Genomic DNA, 14069 nt, shown 5'->3' with positions numbered 1-14069 from the left:
GAGGGTGGTCTCGGGGGCAGGGCGCGCCGACGGTCAGGCCGGCGCAGAGCGTCCTCGCGCGAGCAGGTCGCGCACCGTCGGACGGATGCCGTGGGCGACCGCGAGTGCCCGCAGCGGGCCGCCGTTCGACACCCGGTCGGCGGTGACGCCGTGCACGAGGGCGCCCAGCGCGGCCGCGTCGTGGGGCTCGAGGCCGGAGGCGAGCAGCGTGCCGACGATCCCGGTCAGCACGTCACCGGCACCGGCCGTCGCGAGCCACGGCGGCGCGTCGGCCTGCGAGCGCACCGCGTGGCCCTCGGTGACGACGAGGGTGGTGGCGCCCTTGAGCAGCACGGTCGCCCCGGTGAGCGCGGCGAGCCGGCGTGCGTGGCCGAGCGGGTCGGCCCTGACGTCGTCGGCCGTGACGGGACGACCCGCTGGCAGCTCGTCGGCGGCCGGGCTCGACGAGGCCGAGCCGGAGCCCCGCTGCCCGCCGGTGGTCCCGAGGCGGGTCAGCAGCCGGGCGAGCTCGCCGGCGTGCGGCGTCAGCACGGTCGGCGCCTCGCGCCGGCCCGCGACGAGCGCCAGGCCGCCCGCGTCGACGACGACGGGCAGCTCGCTCCCGAGCGCCGCGCGCGCGACGTCGAGCTGGGCGACCGCGTCGGCGTCGGTCGCCTCGGTGTCGAGCCCCGGACCGACGGCCCACGCCTGCACGCGGCCGTCGCCGACGACCGCCTCGGGCACGGCCTGGTGGACGAGCCCGACGGGCGTCGGGGTGGCGACGAGGCGGAGCATGCCCACCCCTGCCTCGGCCGCGGCGGTCGCGCCGAGCACCGCCGCGCCGGGGTAGGCCTCGCTGCCGGCGACGAGGCCGAGCACTCCGCGCGAGTACTTGTCGTCACCGCGGCCGGGCACCGGCCAGAGCGCGGCGACGTCGTCCCACTCGAGGCGCTCGACGGCGGCGGGCACCTCGTCGACCTCGATGCCGATGTCGACCACGGTGAGTCGTCCGGTGGCCGCCTCGCCCGCGGGCAGCAGGTGCACGGGCTTGGGGGTGCCGAAGGTGACCGTCTCGTCGGCCCACACGGCGTCGTCCTCACCGGACTCCCCCGCCGGGTCGAGCCCGCTCGCGAGGTCGACGGCGAGGACCCACGCGTCGTCGTCGACGGCGTCGACGAGCCGCGCCGCCTCGGGCCGCAGGCCGGGGCGTCCGCCGATGCCGACGATGCCGTCGAGCACGAGGTCGGCCTCGGCCACGACCTGGGCGAGCGCCTCGGGGCCCTCCGCGACGAGGTGGACCATGACCCCGGCACCGTCGGCGGCCTCGAGCCCTCCGGCGTGCACGCCGTCGCGACCGGCTGCCGGCAGGAGCACCACGGCGCAGGCGTACCCGGCCTCGGCGAGGTGGGCGACGGCATACAGGGTGTCGCCGCCGTTGTCGCCCGCACCCACGAGGCCGACGACCGTCGTGCCCCCGCTGTCGGTGAGGCGTGCGGTGGCCACGTCGGCGAGCCCGCGCGCGGCGCGCGCCATGAGCTCACCCTCGGGCAGCTCGGCCATGGCGGCCGCCTCGGCGGCTCGCACGGTCTCGACGGAGTGGGCGCGGATCATCAGCCCTCCGCGATGACGACGGCCGACGCCACCCCGGCGTCGTGCGACAGGGACAGGTGGAGCGAGTCGACACCGAGGTCGTTGGCACGGGCCTGCACGGTGCCCCCCATCTCGAGGAACGGGCGCCCGTCCTCGTTCGTGATGACGCGCGCGTCGGTCCAGTGCAGCCCGACCGGCGCGCCGAGCGCCTTGGCGAGCGCCTCCTTGGCAGCGAATCGCGCTGCGAGGGAGGCGATCCCGAGACCGCGCTCCTCGGGAGTGAAGAGGCGCTCGCGCAGCGCCGGCGTGCGCTCGAGCGTCTGCTCGAAGCGCGCGATGTCGACCACGTCGATGCCGACCCCGACGATCACGTCACTCGACCGTGACCGACTTGGCGAGGTTGCGCGGCTGGTCGACGTCGAGGCCCTTGGCCGTCGAGAGCCACAGCGCGAAGACCTGCAGCGGCACGACGGTCAGCAGCGGCGCGAGCAGCGGCGAGGTCGCGGGCACGCGGATGACCTCGTCGGCGAAGGGCACCACGGCCTCGTCGCCCTCCTCGGCGATGACGAGGGTGCGGGCGCCGCGCGCGCGGATCTCCTGGATGTTGCTGACGACCTTGCCGTGCAGGCCGTGCTCGCTCGTCGGCGAGGGCACCACGACGAAGACCGGCTGGCCGGGCTCGATGAGGGCGATGGGGCCGTGCTTCAGCTCGCCGGCGGCGAAGCCCTCGGCGTGGATGTAGGCGAGCTCCTTGAGCTTGAGCGCGCCCTCCATGGCGATCGGGTAGCCGACGTGGCGGCCGAGGAAGAGCACCGAGCGCGTGTCGGCCATGAAGCCCGCGATCTCCTTGACGCGGTCCATCTGGCCGAGCAGCGCCTCGATCTTCGCCGGGACCCCACCGAGCTCCTTCATCACCGACTGCGCGTCGTCGGCGAACGAGCCGCCACGCAGCTGGGCCAGGTAGAGGCCGAGCACGTAGCAGGCGGTGATCTGGGCGAGGAAGGCCTTCGTCGAGGCGACGGCGATCTCGGGGCCGGCGTGCGTGTAGAGCACCGCGTCGGACTCGCGCGGGATCGTCGAGCCGTGCGTGTTGCAGACCGACACCGTGAGGGCACCGAGCTCGCGGGCGTGCTTCACGGCCATCAGGGTGTCCATCGTCTCGCCCGACTGGCTGATCGACACGACGAGGGTCCGCCCGCCCACGATGGGGTCGCAGTAGCGGAACTCGTGCGCGAGGGCGACCTCGACGGGGATGCGCGTCCAGTGCTCGATGGCGTACTTGGCGACCATGCCGGCATACGCGGCGGTGCCGCAGGCGACGATGGTGATCCGGTCGACGGCCTTCAGCTGCTCCTCGGAGATGCTCATCTCGTCGAGCACGAGCCGGCCGTCGATGTCGGTGCGGCCGAGGAGCGTGTCGGCGACGGCGTGCGGCTGGTCGTGGATCTCCTTCTCCATGAAGGTCGCGAAGCCACCCTTCTCGGCGGCGGCGGCGTCCCACGTCACCTCGTACGCCGTGCCCTCGGCGGGCGTGCCGTCGAAGTTGACGACGCTGGCGCCGTCCGGGGTGATCGTGACGATCTGGTCCTGCGCGAGCTCGAGCGCGTGGCGGGTGTGGCCGATGAAGGCGGCGACGTCGGAGCCGAGGTAGTTCGCGTCGTCACCGAGGCCCACGACGAGGGGGCTGTTGCGCCGGGCACCGACGACGACGCCGGGCTGGTCGGCGTGGATCGCGAGGAGCGTGAAGGCACCCTCGAGGTCGGCCACGACCCGGCGCATCGCGGCGGTGAGGTCGCCCTCCGCCTCGTAGGCGCGGGCCACGAGGTGCGCGACGACCTCGGTGTCGGTCTCGCTCGTGAAGGTGACACCCTCGGCGAGCAGGCCCTGCTTGAGGGCGTGGAAGTTCTCGATGATGCCGTTGTGGATGAGGGCGAGCTTGCCGTCCTCGCCGCCGCGGTGCGGGTGCGCGTTCTGGTCGGTGGGCCCGCCGTGCGTGGCCCAGCGGGTGTGGCCGATGCCGGTCGTCGACGACGGCAGCGGGTCGGCCTCGAGCTCGGCCGTCAGGTTCGCGAGCTTGCCCGACTTCTTGCGGGTCTCGACGTGGTCGCCGTCGAGCAGCGCCACGCCGGCCGAGTCGTAGCCGCGGTACTCGAGGCGGGCGAGGCCCTCCATGACGACGTCGAGTGCCGTCCCGTCGTTCGTGCGCCCGACGTATCCCACGATTCCACACATGAGGGCCAGCCTAGGGGACCGCGTGGGGCCCCTGCGCCACGGCGGGCCCCGCGTCCGCAAGAATGGCGCCCGTGTCGGAGCCCACCAGCGGACCCGGCGGGAACGAGGCGAGCGGCGGCGGCACCAGCAGCGGCAGCAGCGCCTCCCTCCCGTCGCCCTACGTCGAGTTCGACCGGGCCGCGTGGTCCCGGTTGCGCGAGAACCACCCCCTCAACCTCGACGACGCCGACCTCGCGCGCCTGCGCGGGCTCGGTGACCGCATCGACCTCAGGGAGGTCGAGGAGGTCTACCTCCCGCTCTCGCGCCTGCTCAACTTCTACGTCGGCGCGACCCGCCAGCTGCACCAGGTGACGAGCGACTTCCTCGGCGAGCGCCCGGCGCGCACGCCCTTCGTCATCGGCGTGGCCGGCTCGGTCGCGGTCGGCAAGTCGACGACGGCCCGCATCCTGCGCGAGATGCTCGCCCGCTGGCCCGACACGCCCCGCGTCGCGCTCGTGACGACCGACGGCTTCCTCTGGCCGAACGCCGAGCTCGAGCGCCGCGGCCTGCTGCAGCGCAAGGGTTTCCCCGAGTCCTACGACCGGATCTCGCTGCTGCGCTTCGTCGCCGAGATCAAGTCGGGCAAGCCCGAGGTGTCGGCGCCGGTCTACTCACACCTGACCTACGACATCGTGCCGGGCGAGCGCATCGTCGTGCGCCAGCCCGACGTGCTCATCGTCGAGGGCCTCAACGTCCTGCAGGCGCCGGAGGTGCACCCGGTGCGCGGCACGGGCCTCGCCGTCAGCGACTTCTTCGACTTCTCCGTCTACGTCGACGCGTGGGTCGACGACGTGCGCAAGTGGTACGTCGAGCGGTTCCTGCGGCTGCGCGAGACGGCGTTCTCCGACCCGGACTCCTACTTCCACCGGTATGCCGTGCTCTCCGACGAGGAGGCCGTCGCCACGGCGAACCGGATCTGGCGCGAGATCAACGGGCCCAACCTCGTCGAGAACATCCTGCCGACGCGGTCCCGCGCGAGCCTCGTGCTCTCCAAGGGTGACAACCACGCCGTGCGGTCGGTGCGGCTGCGGAAGATCTGAGGCGGACCTCAGTACCAGTGGGGCGAGCGCGCCTGCCACGTCGACCAGGCGTTGCACGGGTTGCCGTAGGACATCTTGATGTACCAGAGGCCCCACTTGATCTGGGTCAGCGGGTTGGTGCGGTAGTCGTCGCCGAACTGGGCCATCTTGCGGGCCGGCAGCGACTGCGGGATGCCGTAGGCGCCCGAGCTCGGGTTCTCCGCCGACCAGCGCCAGTCGCTCTCGCCCGTCCAGAGGTTGACGAGGCAGTTGTACTGCGCGTCGCTGCTCCATCCCTGGTCGACCATGAGCAGGCGCGCGGCGGACTTCGGGTCGTCCTTCGCGTTGTCGATGACGCGCTGGCGCTCCTTCTCGCGGGCGGCCGCGGCGGCCTTCTCGCGTGCCTTCTCGGCCTGCTCGGCGGCCGCCTTCTTCTTCTTGGCCTCGAGCTCCTTGGCGGTGCGCACGCCGCCGGCGGCGATCGCGGTGCGGCGCTCGTTGCGCGAGACCGAGGCGGCCGCGCGGTAGGTCGTGTCGACCGTGGCGGCGCGGGCCATCTCGTCGGTCTGCGCGGCGACGCCCGAGCCGACGACGAAGGCCGCCGAGTCGGCGCCGATCAGGTCGTTGGCCTTCGCGTACGCGAAGCCGGACGCGCCCATGGCGATGGCCAGCGCACCCGCGACGACGGGCCGGACGACACGCTTGCGCGTGCTCGAGTGGTGCTGGTGGCTCGCATGGCCCGACTCGTGCCGGGAGCTGCGCCGGGCGGTGCCGTCGCCGGTGGCGCTGCTGGCGCTGCTGACGCCGACGGCGGCGGTGCGCCGGCGCGGCGGGACTGCGGGGGCCGGGTTGCGGTGCCGGCCTTCGTAGCGTGCCATGGCGGGTCGTCACGCCTTCCTGGGTCTCGGGGCAGTGCCGGGCTCAGGTCGTCACGGGCGGGGCCCACGACGGGCGGCGCCCGGACGGTACAAGGGGAGGTCGACCCCGGTCGGCCTCTCCGCGTCGCAGCGAAACGCCGTTATCATTCCGAGATCTTTGCCTCCACCGTGCCAGCAGAAACTAGCCGAGGGCAAATCGCGGCCCGCGCCCGGGGTGGACCCGGCCGCCGCAAAGCGGACGAAACGCATCGGCTCCCCGGGCCGCGCGTGCCCGGGGAGCCGACGTGACGTGGATCAGGTCACACCTCGAGGCCCTCGAGCAGGTCGGTCACGAGCGCGGCGATCGGGCTGCGCTCGCTCCGCGTCAGCGTGACGTGCGCGAAGAGCGGGTGGCCCTTGAGCTTCTCGATGACCGCCGCGACCCCGTCGTGGCGCCCGACCCGGAGGTTGTCGCGCTGGGCGACGTCGTGGGTCAGCACGACCTTGCTGTTCTGGCCGATGCGCGACAGGACGGTGAGCAGCACGTTGCGCTCGAGCGACTGCGCCTCGTCGACGATGACGAAGGCGTCGTGGAGCGAGCGCCCCCGGATGTGCGTGAGGGGCAGCACCTCGAGCAGCCCCCGGTCCATGACCTCCTCGACGACCTCGGTCGAGACGAGCGCGCTGAGGGTGTCGAAGACCGCCTGGCCCCACGGGTTCATCTTCTCGGCCTCGGTGCCGGGCAGGTAGCCGAGCTCCTGGCCGCCGACGGCGAAGAGCGGGCGGAAGACGAGGACCTTGCGCTGCACCCGGCGCTCCATCACCGACTCGAGGCCGGCGCACAGCGCGAGCGCCGACTTGCCCGTGCCGGCCCGGCCGCCGAGGCTGACGATGCCCACGTCGGGGTCGAGCAGCAGGTCGAGCGCGATGCGCTGCTCGGCGCTGCGGCCGTGCAGGCCGAACGCGTCGCGGTCGCCGCGCACGAGCCGGATCTGCTTGTCGGCCCCGACCCGCCCCAGACCGCTTCCCCGCGGCGAGAGCAGGACGAGACCCGTGTGGCACGGCAGCTCGGCCGCGCCGGCGTGCTCGATACGTCCCCGGTCGTAGAGCTGGTCGAGCTCCTCCGAGGAGACCTCGAGCTCGTGCAGCCCGGTCCAGCCCGAGTCGACGCCCTGCTCGGCGCGGTACTCCTCCGCCTCGAGCCCGCACGCCGACGCCTTGACCCGCATCGGCAGGTCCTTGCTGACGACCGTCACGTCGGCGCCCTCGTTCGCGAGGTTGCGCGCGACCGCGAGGATGCGGGTGTCGTTGTCGCCGAGACGGAAGCCGGCCGGCAGGGCGGACGGGTCGGTGTGGTTGAGCTCGACCCGCAGCGTTCCGCCGTCGGCGCCGACCGCGACCGGCTTGTCGAGGCGCCCCTCGCTGACCCGCAGGTCGTCGAGCAGGCGCAGCGCCTGGCGGGCGAAGTAGCCGAGCTCGGGGTGGTGGCGCTTGCCCTCGAGCTCGGTGACGACGACGACCGGCAGGACGACCTCGTGCTCGGCGAACCGGAGCATGGCCCGCGGGTCGGAGAGGAGCACCGACGTGTCGAGCACGTAGGTCTTGGTCTCCGGCGTGCGCGCGCGTGTGGTCGTCCCCGTGGCGGTGTCGGGCGAGCCCGTTCCCTGTCCAGCCATTCCCACTCCCTGACCGGCGCGCGGCCTGCGCGCGCCTACTCGCTCCCGAGGTGCCGGGCGACCACCAGAGGGTGGCGTCGTGCCCGGCCCTCCGTCCTGAGCGAATGCTCCATGGGTGGGCCTCCTGGCAGCGTCCGGCGGGTGCCGTCCGCTGAGACGACGGTACGACCGCCGCGCCGCGACGACACGCATTGACGCGTGTCGCGGGCTCGTGTCGCCGAGGTGTTCACCCCCACGTCGCGGGGGGCGCCGGTGCCGACACCTCCGCGACACGAGGCCGTCACCCGATGCCGTATGCGGTCGGGCGCGGTCCCGGCGCCCGGCGAGCGGGTGCGGGGCCGGGTCAGCCGCGGGGCGGGCGGGTGCGCACGGCCGCCATGACGCCGATGACGGCGGCGAAGAGCCCGAGCAGCACGATGACGACCATCGCGCCCGCGCTCGTCGGGGTCTCCCCCGTCACGGCGCGCCGCAGGGCCAGCGCCATGACGATCGTCACGAACGCGCAGACCGCGACGAGGAGCCAGCGCCCGACGCGGCCGACCCGCGACTGGTCGCCGAACGCGCTGCCGACGTTCGCGCCGGACTCGACGGCCGCCGCGAGCGGGTCGACGCCGGGGTTGCGGGTGCGCCAGGCCCGGCGGGCCGTGCCCATCCGGACCACGACGGCGCCGATGAGCACGAAGACGATGCCGACGCCGAGCCGGGCGGCCCGGCCCTGGTCACCGCCGAAGAGCCCGAAGGCCAGGCCGAAGAGGCCCATCGCGCCGAGCGCCGAGCCGATGACGACCGTCGTGCGGATCCCCACGGGACCGAAGGGCTGGGCGGGGTCGTCGAGCCACGCATACGGCGGCGGGTCGCTCGGCCGCGCACCCGCGCTCGGCGGAGGGGTGGGCGCGCTCACGCGGGTGCTCCGGGCAGCAGCTGCGCGAGCTCGCGCTCGAGGCCGTCGACCACCGGTCGCGGCTGCGCGTCGCGCTCGTCGGCGACGGTCCAGCCCGAGTCGTCGGGGCGGAAGTAGCGGGTGCCGACGCTGCCCTCGAGGGTGCGCGTCTCGATGGCGAACCGCGACGTGCTGCCGTGCGCGGCACGCAGCTGCTCGACCGCGCGCGCGAGCACCTCGGCGGGCCGGTCGACGGCGTCGGTCAGGCCGACGAACCACGTGCCGAGGCTGCGCGGCTGCAGGAGCGCGATGATGTCGCCGTCCTCGATGACGACCATGAGGTCGCCCGTGTCGCCGTCGCGCACGCTGATGCCGCTCCAGCGCTTCGCGCGGGCGAAGACGGTCTCGAGCACGGCCGCCTCGCCGCGGCTCACCGCGTGGTCGCCCTCCGGCTGCGCGAGCCCGCGCGCGAGCAGTGACGCCACGCCCGCGGCGCCGACGAGCTCGTCGGTCGGTGCGGCGTCGAAGCCGAGCGAGGCGACCGTCATCCGCGAGCTCTCGGTCGCGTGCCGGCCGAGCAGGTAGCGGATCTCGGCCCAGCCGAATCCGTACACGTCGTCGGGCAGCGGCACGCGCGCGAGGTCCGAGCCCGCCAACGGGTCAGTGGCAATGGACATTGAGGTGCTCCTTCATCGGTCCCTGTGGCACGGCACCCATCTTGTCGTGCCGGCCCGTGTCGTGCGCGCCCGACCCGGCGACGGTGGTGGACCGGCGGCCGGGGCGTGGCGGGTCAGAAGATGCTCGTGACGGAGTCCCAGGCGTCGGAGGCGGCGTCGCCGATGTCACCGGCGACGTCGGCGATGCCCTCGCCCACGGCGTTGACGGCGTCGTGCACCGCCGGGATGTTCTGGTAGGCCGCGACCCCGAGGCCCGCCACGCCGCAGGCGATGTTGATCGGCGGCGGGGCGAAGACCGCGCCCGCGGCGAGGCCCGTGCTCAGGCCGTTCGTGATGATGCCCTCGGTGTCGCCCTCGGCGATGGAGACGCCGAGCTGGGCGGCGCTGAGGCCGATGCCCACCGGGCCGAGCACGCCGAACCTGCCGACGGCGTTGCCGGCCGCGCTGCCCTCGGCGAAGAGGCCCGAGAGCCCCTTCATGTCCCAGGCGTCCGCGAAGAGGTTGGCGCCGGCGGCGAAGCGCGAGGCGCCCGGGAATACGTCCATCATGCTGTCGCCGACCCGCATCATCTCGGTGATGTTCGACAGGTAGCGGCCGCTCATGAGCGCGCCCTGCGAGCGGGAGAACACCGACCCGAAGGCCGCCGTCTGGGCGAGCAGGCTCGGCATGCCGAAGATCGTCATGGCGTTGGCGATGCCGTCGAGCGGCGACGTGCCGTCGTCGCCGCCACCGCCGCCGAGGTTCGAGGGCCCTCCCGGCTGGCCGGGGGTGCCCGGCATCCCGGGCAGGCCCGGCCCCTGCGGCAGGCCCGGGCCGGTGCCGCCCTGGCCGCTCGTGGTGTCCTGCGCGCCGGCATTGCGCCGCAGCGCCTCGGCGAGCTTGCCGAGGTCGGAGCCGAACTGCGTCAGCTGCGCCTCGACCGGGGGCCAGCGGTTCATCAGGTGGTCGAGGTCCGCGCCACCCCACTGGCCCTTGAGCGCGTGCACGGCACGGCTCGCCTCACCCTTGACGGTGTCGCACTCGCGGGCGTGACCGGTGATCCGGTCGGCCGACGCGCGCAGCGCCACCGGGTCGGCACCCTTCTTGTAGATCGCCATCTCTGCTCTCCCCTGATGTCGGCGGAACGACGGACCGCACCCCCGCGCCCACACGGCCGGTGCCCTTGCCTCCCGAGAACCTACGTGGCCCGCCCGAACCGGACAATGGGGAGCACTCCCCACCCCGCCCCGGACGCGCGCTCAGCCGCCGAACCGACGGTGCCGGCCGGCATACGCCCGCAGCGCGCGGAGGAAGTCGACGTGCCGGAAGTCGGGCCAGTAGGCCTCGCAGAAGTAGAACTCCGACGTCGCGCTCTGCCAGAGCAGGAACCCACCGAGGCGCTGCTCGCCCGAGGTGCGGATCACGAGGTCGGGGTCGGGCTGCCCCTTGGTGTAGAGGTGGCCGGCGATGTCCTCCGCCGTCAGCCCGGCCGCGATCTGCTCGATCGACTCCCCCGCTGCGGCGCGCTCGAGGAGCAGGTCGCGCACGGCGTCGGCGATCTCGCGCCGCCCGCCGTAGCCGACCGCCACGTTGACCGTCATGCCGTCGACGTCGGCCGTGCGCTGCGCCGAGCGGCGCAGGCTCTCGGCCGTCTCGGCGGGCAGCAGGTCGAGGGCGCCGACGATGGTGAGGCGCCAGGTGCCGCTGTCGGCGAGGTCGGAGACGGCCGTCTCGATGATCTTGAGCAGCGGCGCGAGCTCCTCCTGCTCCCGGCGCAGGTTGTCGGTCGAGAGCAGCCACAGGGTGACGTACTCGACCCCCGCCTCCCGGCACCAGCCGAGGAGCTCCTCGATCTTGTCGGCCCCGGCCTGGTGGCCGCTCGCGGTGCCGGCACCGCGCGCGCGGGCCCAGCGGCGGTTGCCGTCGAGCATGACGGCGACGTGGCGCGGCAGCGACTCCTGGGGCAGATCCTTGAGGACCCGGCGCTCGTACGCGCCGTAGACCACATCGCGCCACCCCACGGGGCCTCCTCGTCGACTCGCTCGTCCACGCCGCTCGGGACAGGGCAGACCCGCTCGGGTCGGCGGTCCTTACCGTACCCCTCGCGATCCGCGCAGCCGCGGCGGTCGTGCGGGGCCCTGGCGGGCGAGTCGCGGATCCGCCCAGGACCTCCACCGGAGAAGCACCAGACCGTCACCGGGGCCCCACGGACCCACCCCGGCCCGCCCCCGACCTGCCCCCGACCCCGTAACCTACGACTGCGTAACTTACGGTTGCGTAGGTTACACTCGGGACCATGAGCACCGACCCCCAGAGCACGCCGACGCCCTCGAGCGGAGGCCCCGTCGCCGACCTCGTCGCCGTCGTCAAGCCCCGCCTGCGCGGCTGGCTCCACCTCGGCATGTTCCCGGTCGCCGTCCTCGGCGGCCTCGCCCTCGTGCTCGTCTCCGACCCCGGAGCCGTGCGCACCGCCTCACTCGTCTTCACCGTGAGCGCCGCCCTGCTCTTCGGCGTGTCGGCCGTCTACCACCGCGGCACGTGGGGCCCGCGGATGTCGGCGCTGCTCAAGCGCTTCGACCACTCGAACATCTACCTCATCATCGCCGGCACCTACACGCCGTTCGCCGTGACCCTGCTCCCCGCCGACCAGGCGAAGCTGCTGCTGTCGCTCATCTGGGGCGGCGCCGTGGCCGGCGTGCTCTTCCGCGTGTTCTGGGTCGGCGCCCCGCGCTGGCTCTACACGGCGCTCTACATCGCGCTCGGCTGGACCGCCGTCTTCTACGTCGTGCCGTTCTGGCGCGAGGGCGGCCCGCTCATCGGCTCGCTCATCGGCATCGGCGGCCTGCTCTACACCGCCGGCGGCATCGTCTACGGCACGAAGAAGCCCAACCCGTGGCCGCGCTGGTTCGGCTTCCACGAGGTGTTCCACGCCTTCACGCTCGGCGGCTTCCTCGCGCACTTCGCCGCGGTCGCGCTCGCCGTGGTCGGCTACCAGGTCGCCACCTGAGCGCCGTCCCCGCAGCTGCACGCGCGAACGCCCCGACCGATCGGTCGGGGCGTTCGTCGTCGTCGGCCGGAAGCCGGGTGCCGGGTGCCGCGGTCTCAGGGCTGCGGCGCCTCGCCGGTCGGCTCCGTGGGCTCGGCCGGCGTCGTCGGTTCGGTGGACTGGGTGGACTGGGTGGACTCGGTGGGCCGAGTGGGCGGGTTCTGCTGACCCGAGCCCGTCGGGTCGGCGTCGGACGCGAACTGCTCGGCGCGCTCCCGGTCGCGGTAGGCCATCCGGCGCAGCCGCGTGTTCATGTTGCGCACGAGCAGCCACAGGGCGACCGCGAGCACGAAGAAGGCCACGAAGCCCCAGATGCCCGGGCCGACCGGGAGGTTGCCGCCGCCGCTCATCGCCGGGCCGCCGTGTCGTCCTCGTCGACGTGCGTGTCCGAGCTGTCGCCGTGCTGCTCGGGCCGCTGGGCCTCCTCGGACTCCGGCTCCTCGGGCTCCGGCTCCTCGGTGATGCGGCCGTCGTGGACGATCCGCAGGTCGGTGCTCGTCGCGAGCGCGTCGGCCTCCTCGGGGCTGCCCAGCCCGGCGAAGAGGTCGTCCTCACCCTCGGCGAGCGGCACGTACGTCACGGCCGCCTCGAACTCCTCGACGCCCCAGACGCGGCGCTGGACCTCGAGCGGCACCTGGAACCAGAACCCGTCGGGGTCGACCTGCGTGGCGTGCGCGAGCAGCGCCCGGTCACGCGTCTCGAAGTGGTCGGCGCAGGCGATCGTCGTCGTCGGGCGTCCCGAACGGCGCGGCTTCCAGTTGGCCAGCCACTCGGCATACGGGCTCTCGAGGCCCTCGGCGAGCATGGCGTCGTGGATCGCCTCGAGGCGCGGCTTGCTCCACCCGCCGTTGTAGTAGATCTTGAGCGGCTGCCACGGCTCGCCGGCGTGCGGGTAGCGGCTCGGGTCGCCGGCGGCCTCGAAGGCGGCCATCGACACCGTGTGGCACATGATGTGGTCGGGGTGGGGGTAGCCACCCTTCTCGTCGTACGTCGTCATGACGTGCGGGCGCCAGGCGCGGATGACGCGCACGAGGGCCTCGGTCGTCACGTCGATGTCCTCGAGGGCGAAGCAGCCGTCGGGCAGCGGCGGCAGCGGGTCTCCCTCGGGCAGGCCGGAGTCGACGAAGCCGAGCCACGTGTGCTCGCAGCCGAGCACGTCCTGTGCGGCCTTCATCTCGTCGCGCCGCACCTGCGCGATGTCGCGCAGGATGTGCGGGTCGCCCTTGAGCTTCTCGTTGAGGATGTCGCCGCGCTCGCCACCCGTGCACGACACGACCATCACCGACGCGCCCTCGGCGACGTACTTCGCCGTCGTGGCCGCGCCCTTGCTCGACTCGTCGTCGGGGTGCGCGTGCACCGCCATCAACCGCATGCCCTCGGCCACGTGGCTCCCTGTTCGTTCGCGTCGTCGGTGGGGCGTCGCCGGCGGCTCGCGGCCACCGGGCACCCCGGGCCCGTGCGAGCTCTCGCCGTGTCATGGGAGACACTGGACCCGTCCGCCATCCTCTCACTCCCCCGCGGCGCCCAGCGCACGGGCTCGACCCGCCAGGACCCCGTATGCCGTCGCGCACGACCCTGCCCCGCCCCGCACCCGGCCAGCGCAAGTGGTGGGTCGTCGGGACGCTCGGCATCCTCGCCGGCACCGCGCTCGCGGTCTGGTTCGGCCTCTCGGCCACGCTCGGCCAGCCGAGCTGGCAGACGCTCGGCTACAAGGTCGTCAGCGACCAGCAGGTGCGCGTCGACTGGCAGGTCACGCGCCCCGGCGGCGCCGCCCTCACGTGCACCATCGAGGCGCTCGCCCGCGACTTCTCCCCCGTCGGCACCGCCCGGGTCACGGTCGCGGCGAGCCCCGACGAGACGACGAACGAGTCGGCGACGCTGCGCACGACGTCGCGGGCGGTCACGGGCCAGGTCAAGACCTGCTCCTGAGCCGGCGGTCCGCGGCGACGGCAGCAGACGGTGGAAAACCGTGCGTGAACTGCGCGGATGCGCCCGACTTTGTTATCCTGAATCCTTCATCCAGGGTCCGGACCCGTCGCCGACCGGCTTCACGAGTCGGTGACACCACGGTTCGGACCCTTTCTTTTGTGCAGGC

Annotated in this window: 14 protein-coding genes; 3 read left to right on the top strand and 11 right to left on the bottom strand. The window is 73.6% G+C overall.

Annotated features, from left to right (window positions below; genetic code table 11):
* Window positions 1–33: 33 nt before the first annotated feature.
* The 3 genes from ABD979_RS06240 to glmS are packed head-to-tail and all read right to left on the bottom strand — an operon-like array spanning window position 34 to window position 3801.
* Window positions 34–1590 (bottom strand): bifunctional ADP-dependent NAD(P)H-hydrate dehydratase/NAD(P)H-hydrate epimerase, encoded by a 1557-nt coding sequence (locus ABD979_RS06240; RefSeq protein ID WP_345506583.1) that lies wholly within the window; start codon window positions 1588–1590, stop codon window positions 34–36.
* Window positions 1590–1940 (bottom strand): holo-ACP synthase, encoded by a 351-nt coding sequence (locus ABD979_RS06235; RefSeq protein ID WP_345506582.1) that lies wholly within the window; start codon window positions 1938–1940, stop codon window positions 1590–1592. Before ABD979_RS06235 ends, ABD979_RS06240 begins: the two co-directional genes overlap by 1 nt.
* A gap of 1 nt (window position 1941) precedes the next feature.
* The gene (gene glmS / locus ABD979_RS06230) at window positions 1942–3801 is read right to left on the bottom strand and encodes a glutamine--fructose-6-phosphate transaminase (isomerizing) (RefSeq protein ID WP_345506581.1); all 1860 of its coding nucleotides are present in this window, start codon (window positions 3799–3801) and stop codon (window positions 1942–1944) included.
* Between the two features lie 62 nt (window positions 3802–3863).
* Between glmS and coaA the strand changes: the two genes are divergently transcribed.
* Window positions 3864–4880 (top strand): type I pantothenate kinase, encoded by a 1017-nt coding sequence (gene coaA, locus ABD979_RS06225; protein WP_345506580.1) that lies wholly within the window; start codon window positions 3864–3866, stop codon window positions 4878–4880.
* 8 nt (window positions 4881–4888) lie between these two features.
* On the opposite strand, the gene ABD979_RS06220 is transcribed toward coaA, so the two are convergent.
* From ABD979_RS06220 to ABD979_RS06195, 6 genes are all read right to left on the bottom strand, one after another.
* Window positions 4889–5737, bottom strand: a complete 849-nt coding sequence (locus ABD979_RS06220) for an aggregation-promoting factor C-terminal-like domain-containing protein (RefSeq protein ID WP_345506579.1) — start codon at window positions 5735–5737, stop codon at window positions 4889–4891.
* Between the two features lie 299 nt (window positions 5738–6036).
* Window positions 6037–7272 (bottom strand): RNA 5'-3' helicase PhoH2, encoded by a 1236-nt coding sequence (gene phoH2 / locus ABD979_RS06215; protein WP_425583927.1) that lies wholly within the window; start codon window positions 7270–7272, stop codon window positions 6037–6039.
* Window positions 7273–7735: 463 nt separating this feature from the next.
* A complete protein-coding gene (locus ABD979_RS06210) occupies window positions 7736–8293 on the bottom strand; it encodes a hypothetical protein (protein ID WP_345506577.1) in 558 nt (185 codons plus the stop codon).
* Window positions 8290–8949 carry a hypothetical protein gene (locus ABD979_RS06205; RefSeq protein WP_345506576.1) on the bottom strand — a complete coding sequence of 220 codons (660 nt, stop codon included), beginning with the start codon at window positions 8947–8949 and terminating at the stop codon, window positions 8290–8292. Before ABD979_RS06205 ends, ABD979_RS06210 begins: the two co-directional genes overlap by 4 nt.
* 113 nt (window positions 8950–9062) lie before the next feature.
* Window positions 9063–10046: a WXG100 family type VII secretion target gene (locus ABD979_RS06200; RefSeq protein ID WP_345506575.1), complete on the bottom strand. Its 984-nt coding sequence runs from the start codon at window positions 10044–10046 to the stop codon at window positions 9063–9065.
* 141 nt (window positions 10047–10187) lie between these two features.
* Window positions 10188–10949 (bottom strand): isoprenyl transferase, encoded by a 762-nt coding sequence (locus tag ABD979_RS06195; protein ID WP_345506574.1) that lies wholly within the window; start codon window positions 10947–10949, stop codon window positions 10188–10190.
* Window positions 10950–11224: 275 nt separating this feature from the next.
* Here ABD979_RS06195 and trhA point away from each other — a divergent pair, with 275 nt between their 5' ends.
* The gene (gene trhA, locus ABD979_RS06190) at window positions 11225–11935 is read left to right on the top strand and encodes a PAQR family membrane homeostasis protein TrhA (RefSeq protein ID WP_345506573.1); all 711 of its coding nucleotides are present in this window, start codon (window positions 11225–11227) and stop codon (window positions 11933–11935) included.
* A 95-nt stretch (window positions 11936–12030) separates the two neighbouring features.
* Here trhA and ABD979_RS06185 read toward each other — a convergent pair whose 3' ends face one another.
* Together ABD979_RS06185 and mca are read right to left on the bottom strand one after the other, a co-directional pair.
* Window positions 12031–12324: a hypothetical protein gene (locus ABD979_RS06185; RefSeq protein ID WP_345506572.1), complete on the bottom strand. Its 294-nt coding sequence runs from the start codon at window positions 12322–12324 to the stop codon at window positions 12031–12033.
* Window positions 12321–13358: a mycothiol conjugate amidase Mca gene (mca, locus tag ABD979_RS06180; RefSeq protein ID WP_345506571.1), complete on the bottom strand. Its 1038-nt coding sequence runs from the start codon at window positions 13356–13358 to the stop codon at window positions 12321–12323. The genes ABD979_RS06185 and mca overlap by 4 nt, the downstream gene beginning before the upstream one ends.
* Window positions 13359–13531: 173 nt before the next feature.
* Between mca and ABD979_RS06175 the strand changes: the two genes are divergently transcribed.
* A complete protein-coding gene (locus ABD979_RS06175; RefSeq protein ID WP_345506570.1) occupies window positions 13532–13903 on the top strand; it encodes a DUF4307 domain-containing protein in 372 nt (123 codons plus the stop codon).
* Window positions 13904–14069: the final 166 nt, after the last annotated feature.

Origin of the sequence: Terrabacter aeriphilus (genome assembly GCF_039542985.1) — a bacterium.
Lineage (GTDB): Bacteria > Actinomycetota > Actinomycetes > Actinomycetales > Dermatophilaceae > Terrabacter > Terrabacter aeriphilus.
The sequence above is the reverse complement of the archived record's forward strand: the minus strand, read 5'-3'. Positions and strand labels throughout refer to the sequence as shown.

Coding starts and splice junctions, on each gene's coding strand:
- ABD979_RS06240 (WP_345506583.1), bottom strand. CDS start 1,590: ATGATCCGCGCCCACTCCGTCGAGACCGTGCGAGCCGCCGAGGCGGCC.
- glmS (WP_345506581.1), bottom strand. CDS start 3,801: ATGTGTGGAATCGTGGGATACGTCGGGCGCACGAACGACGGGACGGCA.
- coaA (WP_345506580.1), top strand. CDS start 3,864: ATGGCGCCCGTGTCGGAGCCCACCAGCGGACCCGGCGGGAACGAGGCG.
- ABD979_RS06220 (WP_345506579.1), bottom strand. CDS start 5,737: ATGGCACGCTACGAAGGCCGGCACCGCAACCCGGCCCCCGCAGTCCCG.
- phoH2 (WP_425583927.1), bottom strand. CDS start 7,272: ATGCTCCGGTTCGCCGAGCACGAGGTCGTCCTGCCGGTCGTCGTCGTC.
- ABD979_RS06205 (WP_345506576.1), bottom strand. CDS start 8,949: ATGTCCATTGCCACTGACCCGTTGGCGGGCTCGGACCTCGCGCGCGTG.
- ABD979_RS06200 (WP_345506575.1), bottom strand. CDS start 10,046: ATGGCGATCTACAAGAAGGGTGCCGACCCGGTGGCGCTGCGCGCGTCG.
- trhA (WP_345506573.1), top strand. CDS start 11,225: ATGAGCACCGACCCCCAGAGCACGCCGACGCCCTCGAGCGGAGGCCCC.
- ABD979_RS06185 (WP_345506572.1), bottom strand. CDS start 12,324: ATGAGCGGCGGCGGCAACCTCCCGGTCGGCCCGGGCATCTGGGGCTTC.
- ABD979_RS06175 (WP_345506570.1), top strand. CDS start 13,532: ATGCCGTCGCGCACGACCCTGCCCCGCCCCGCACCCGGCCAGCGCAAG.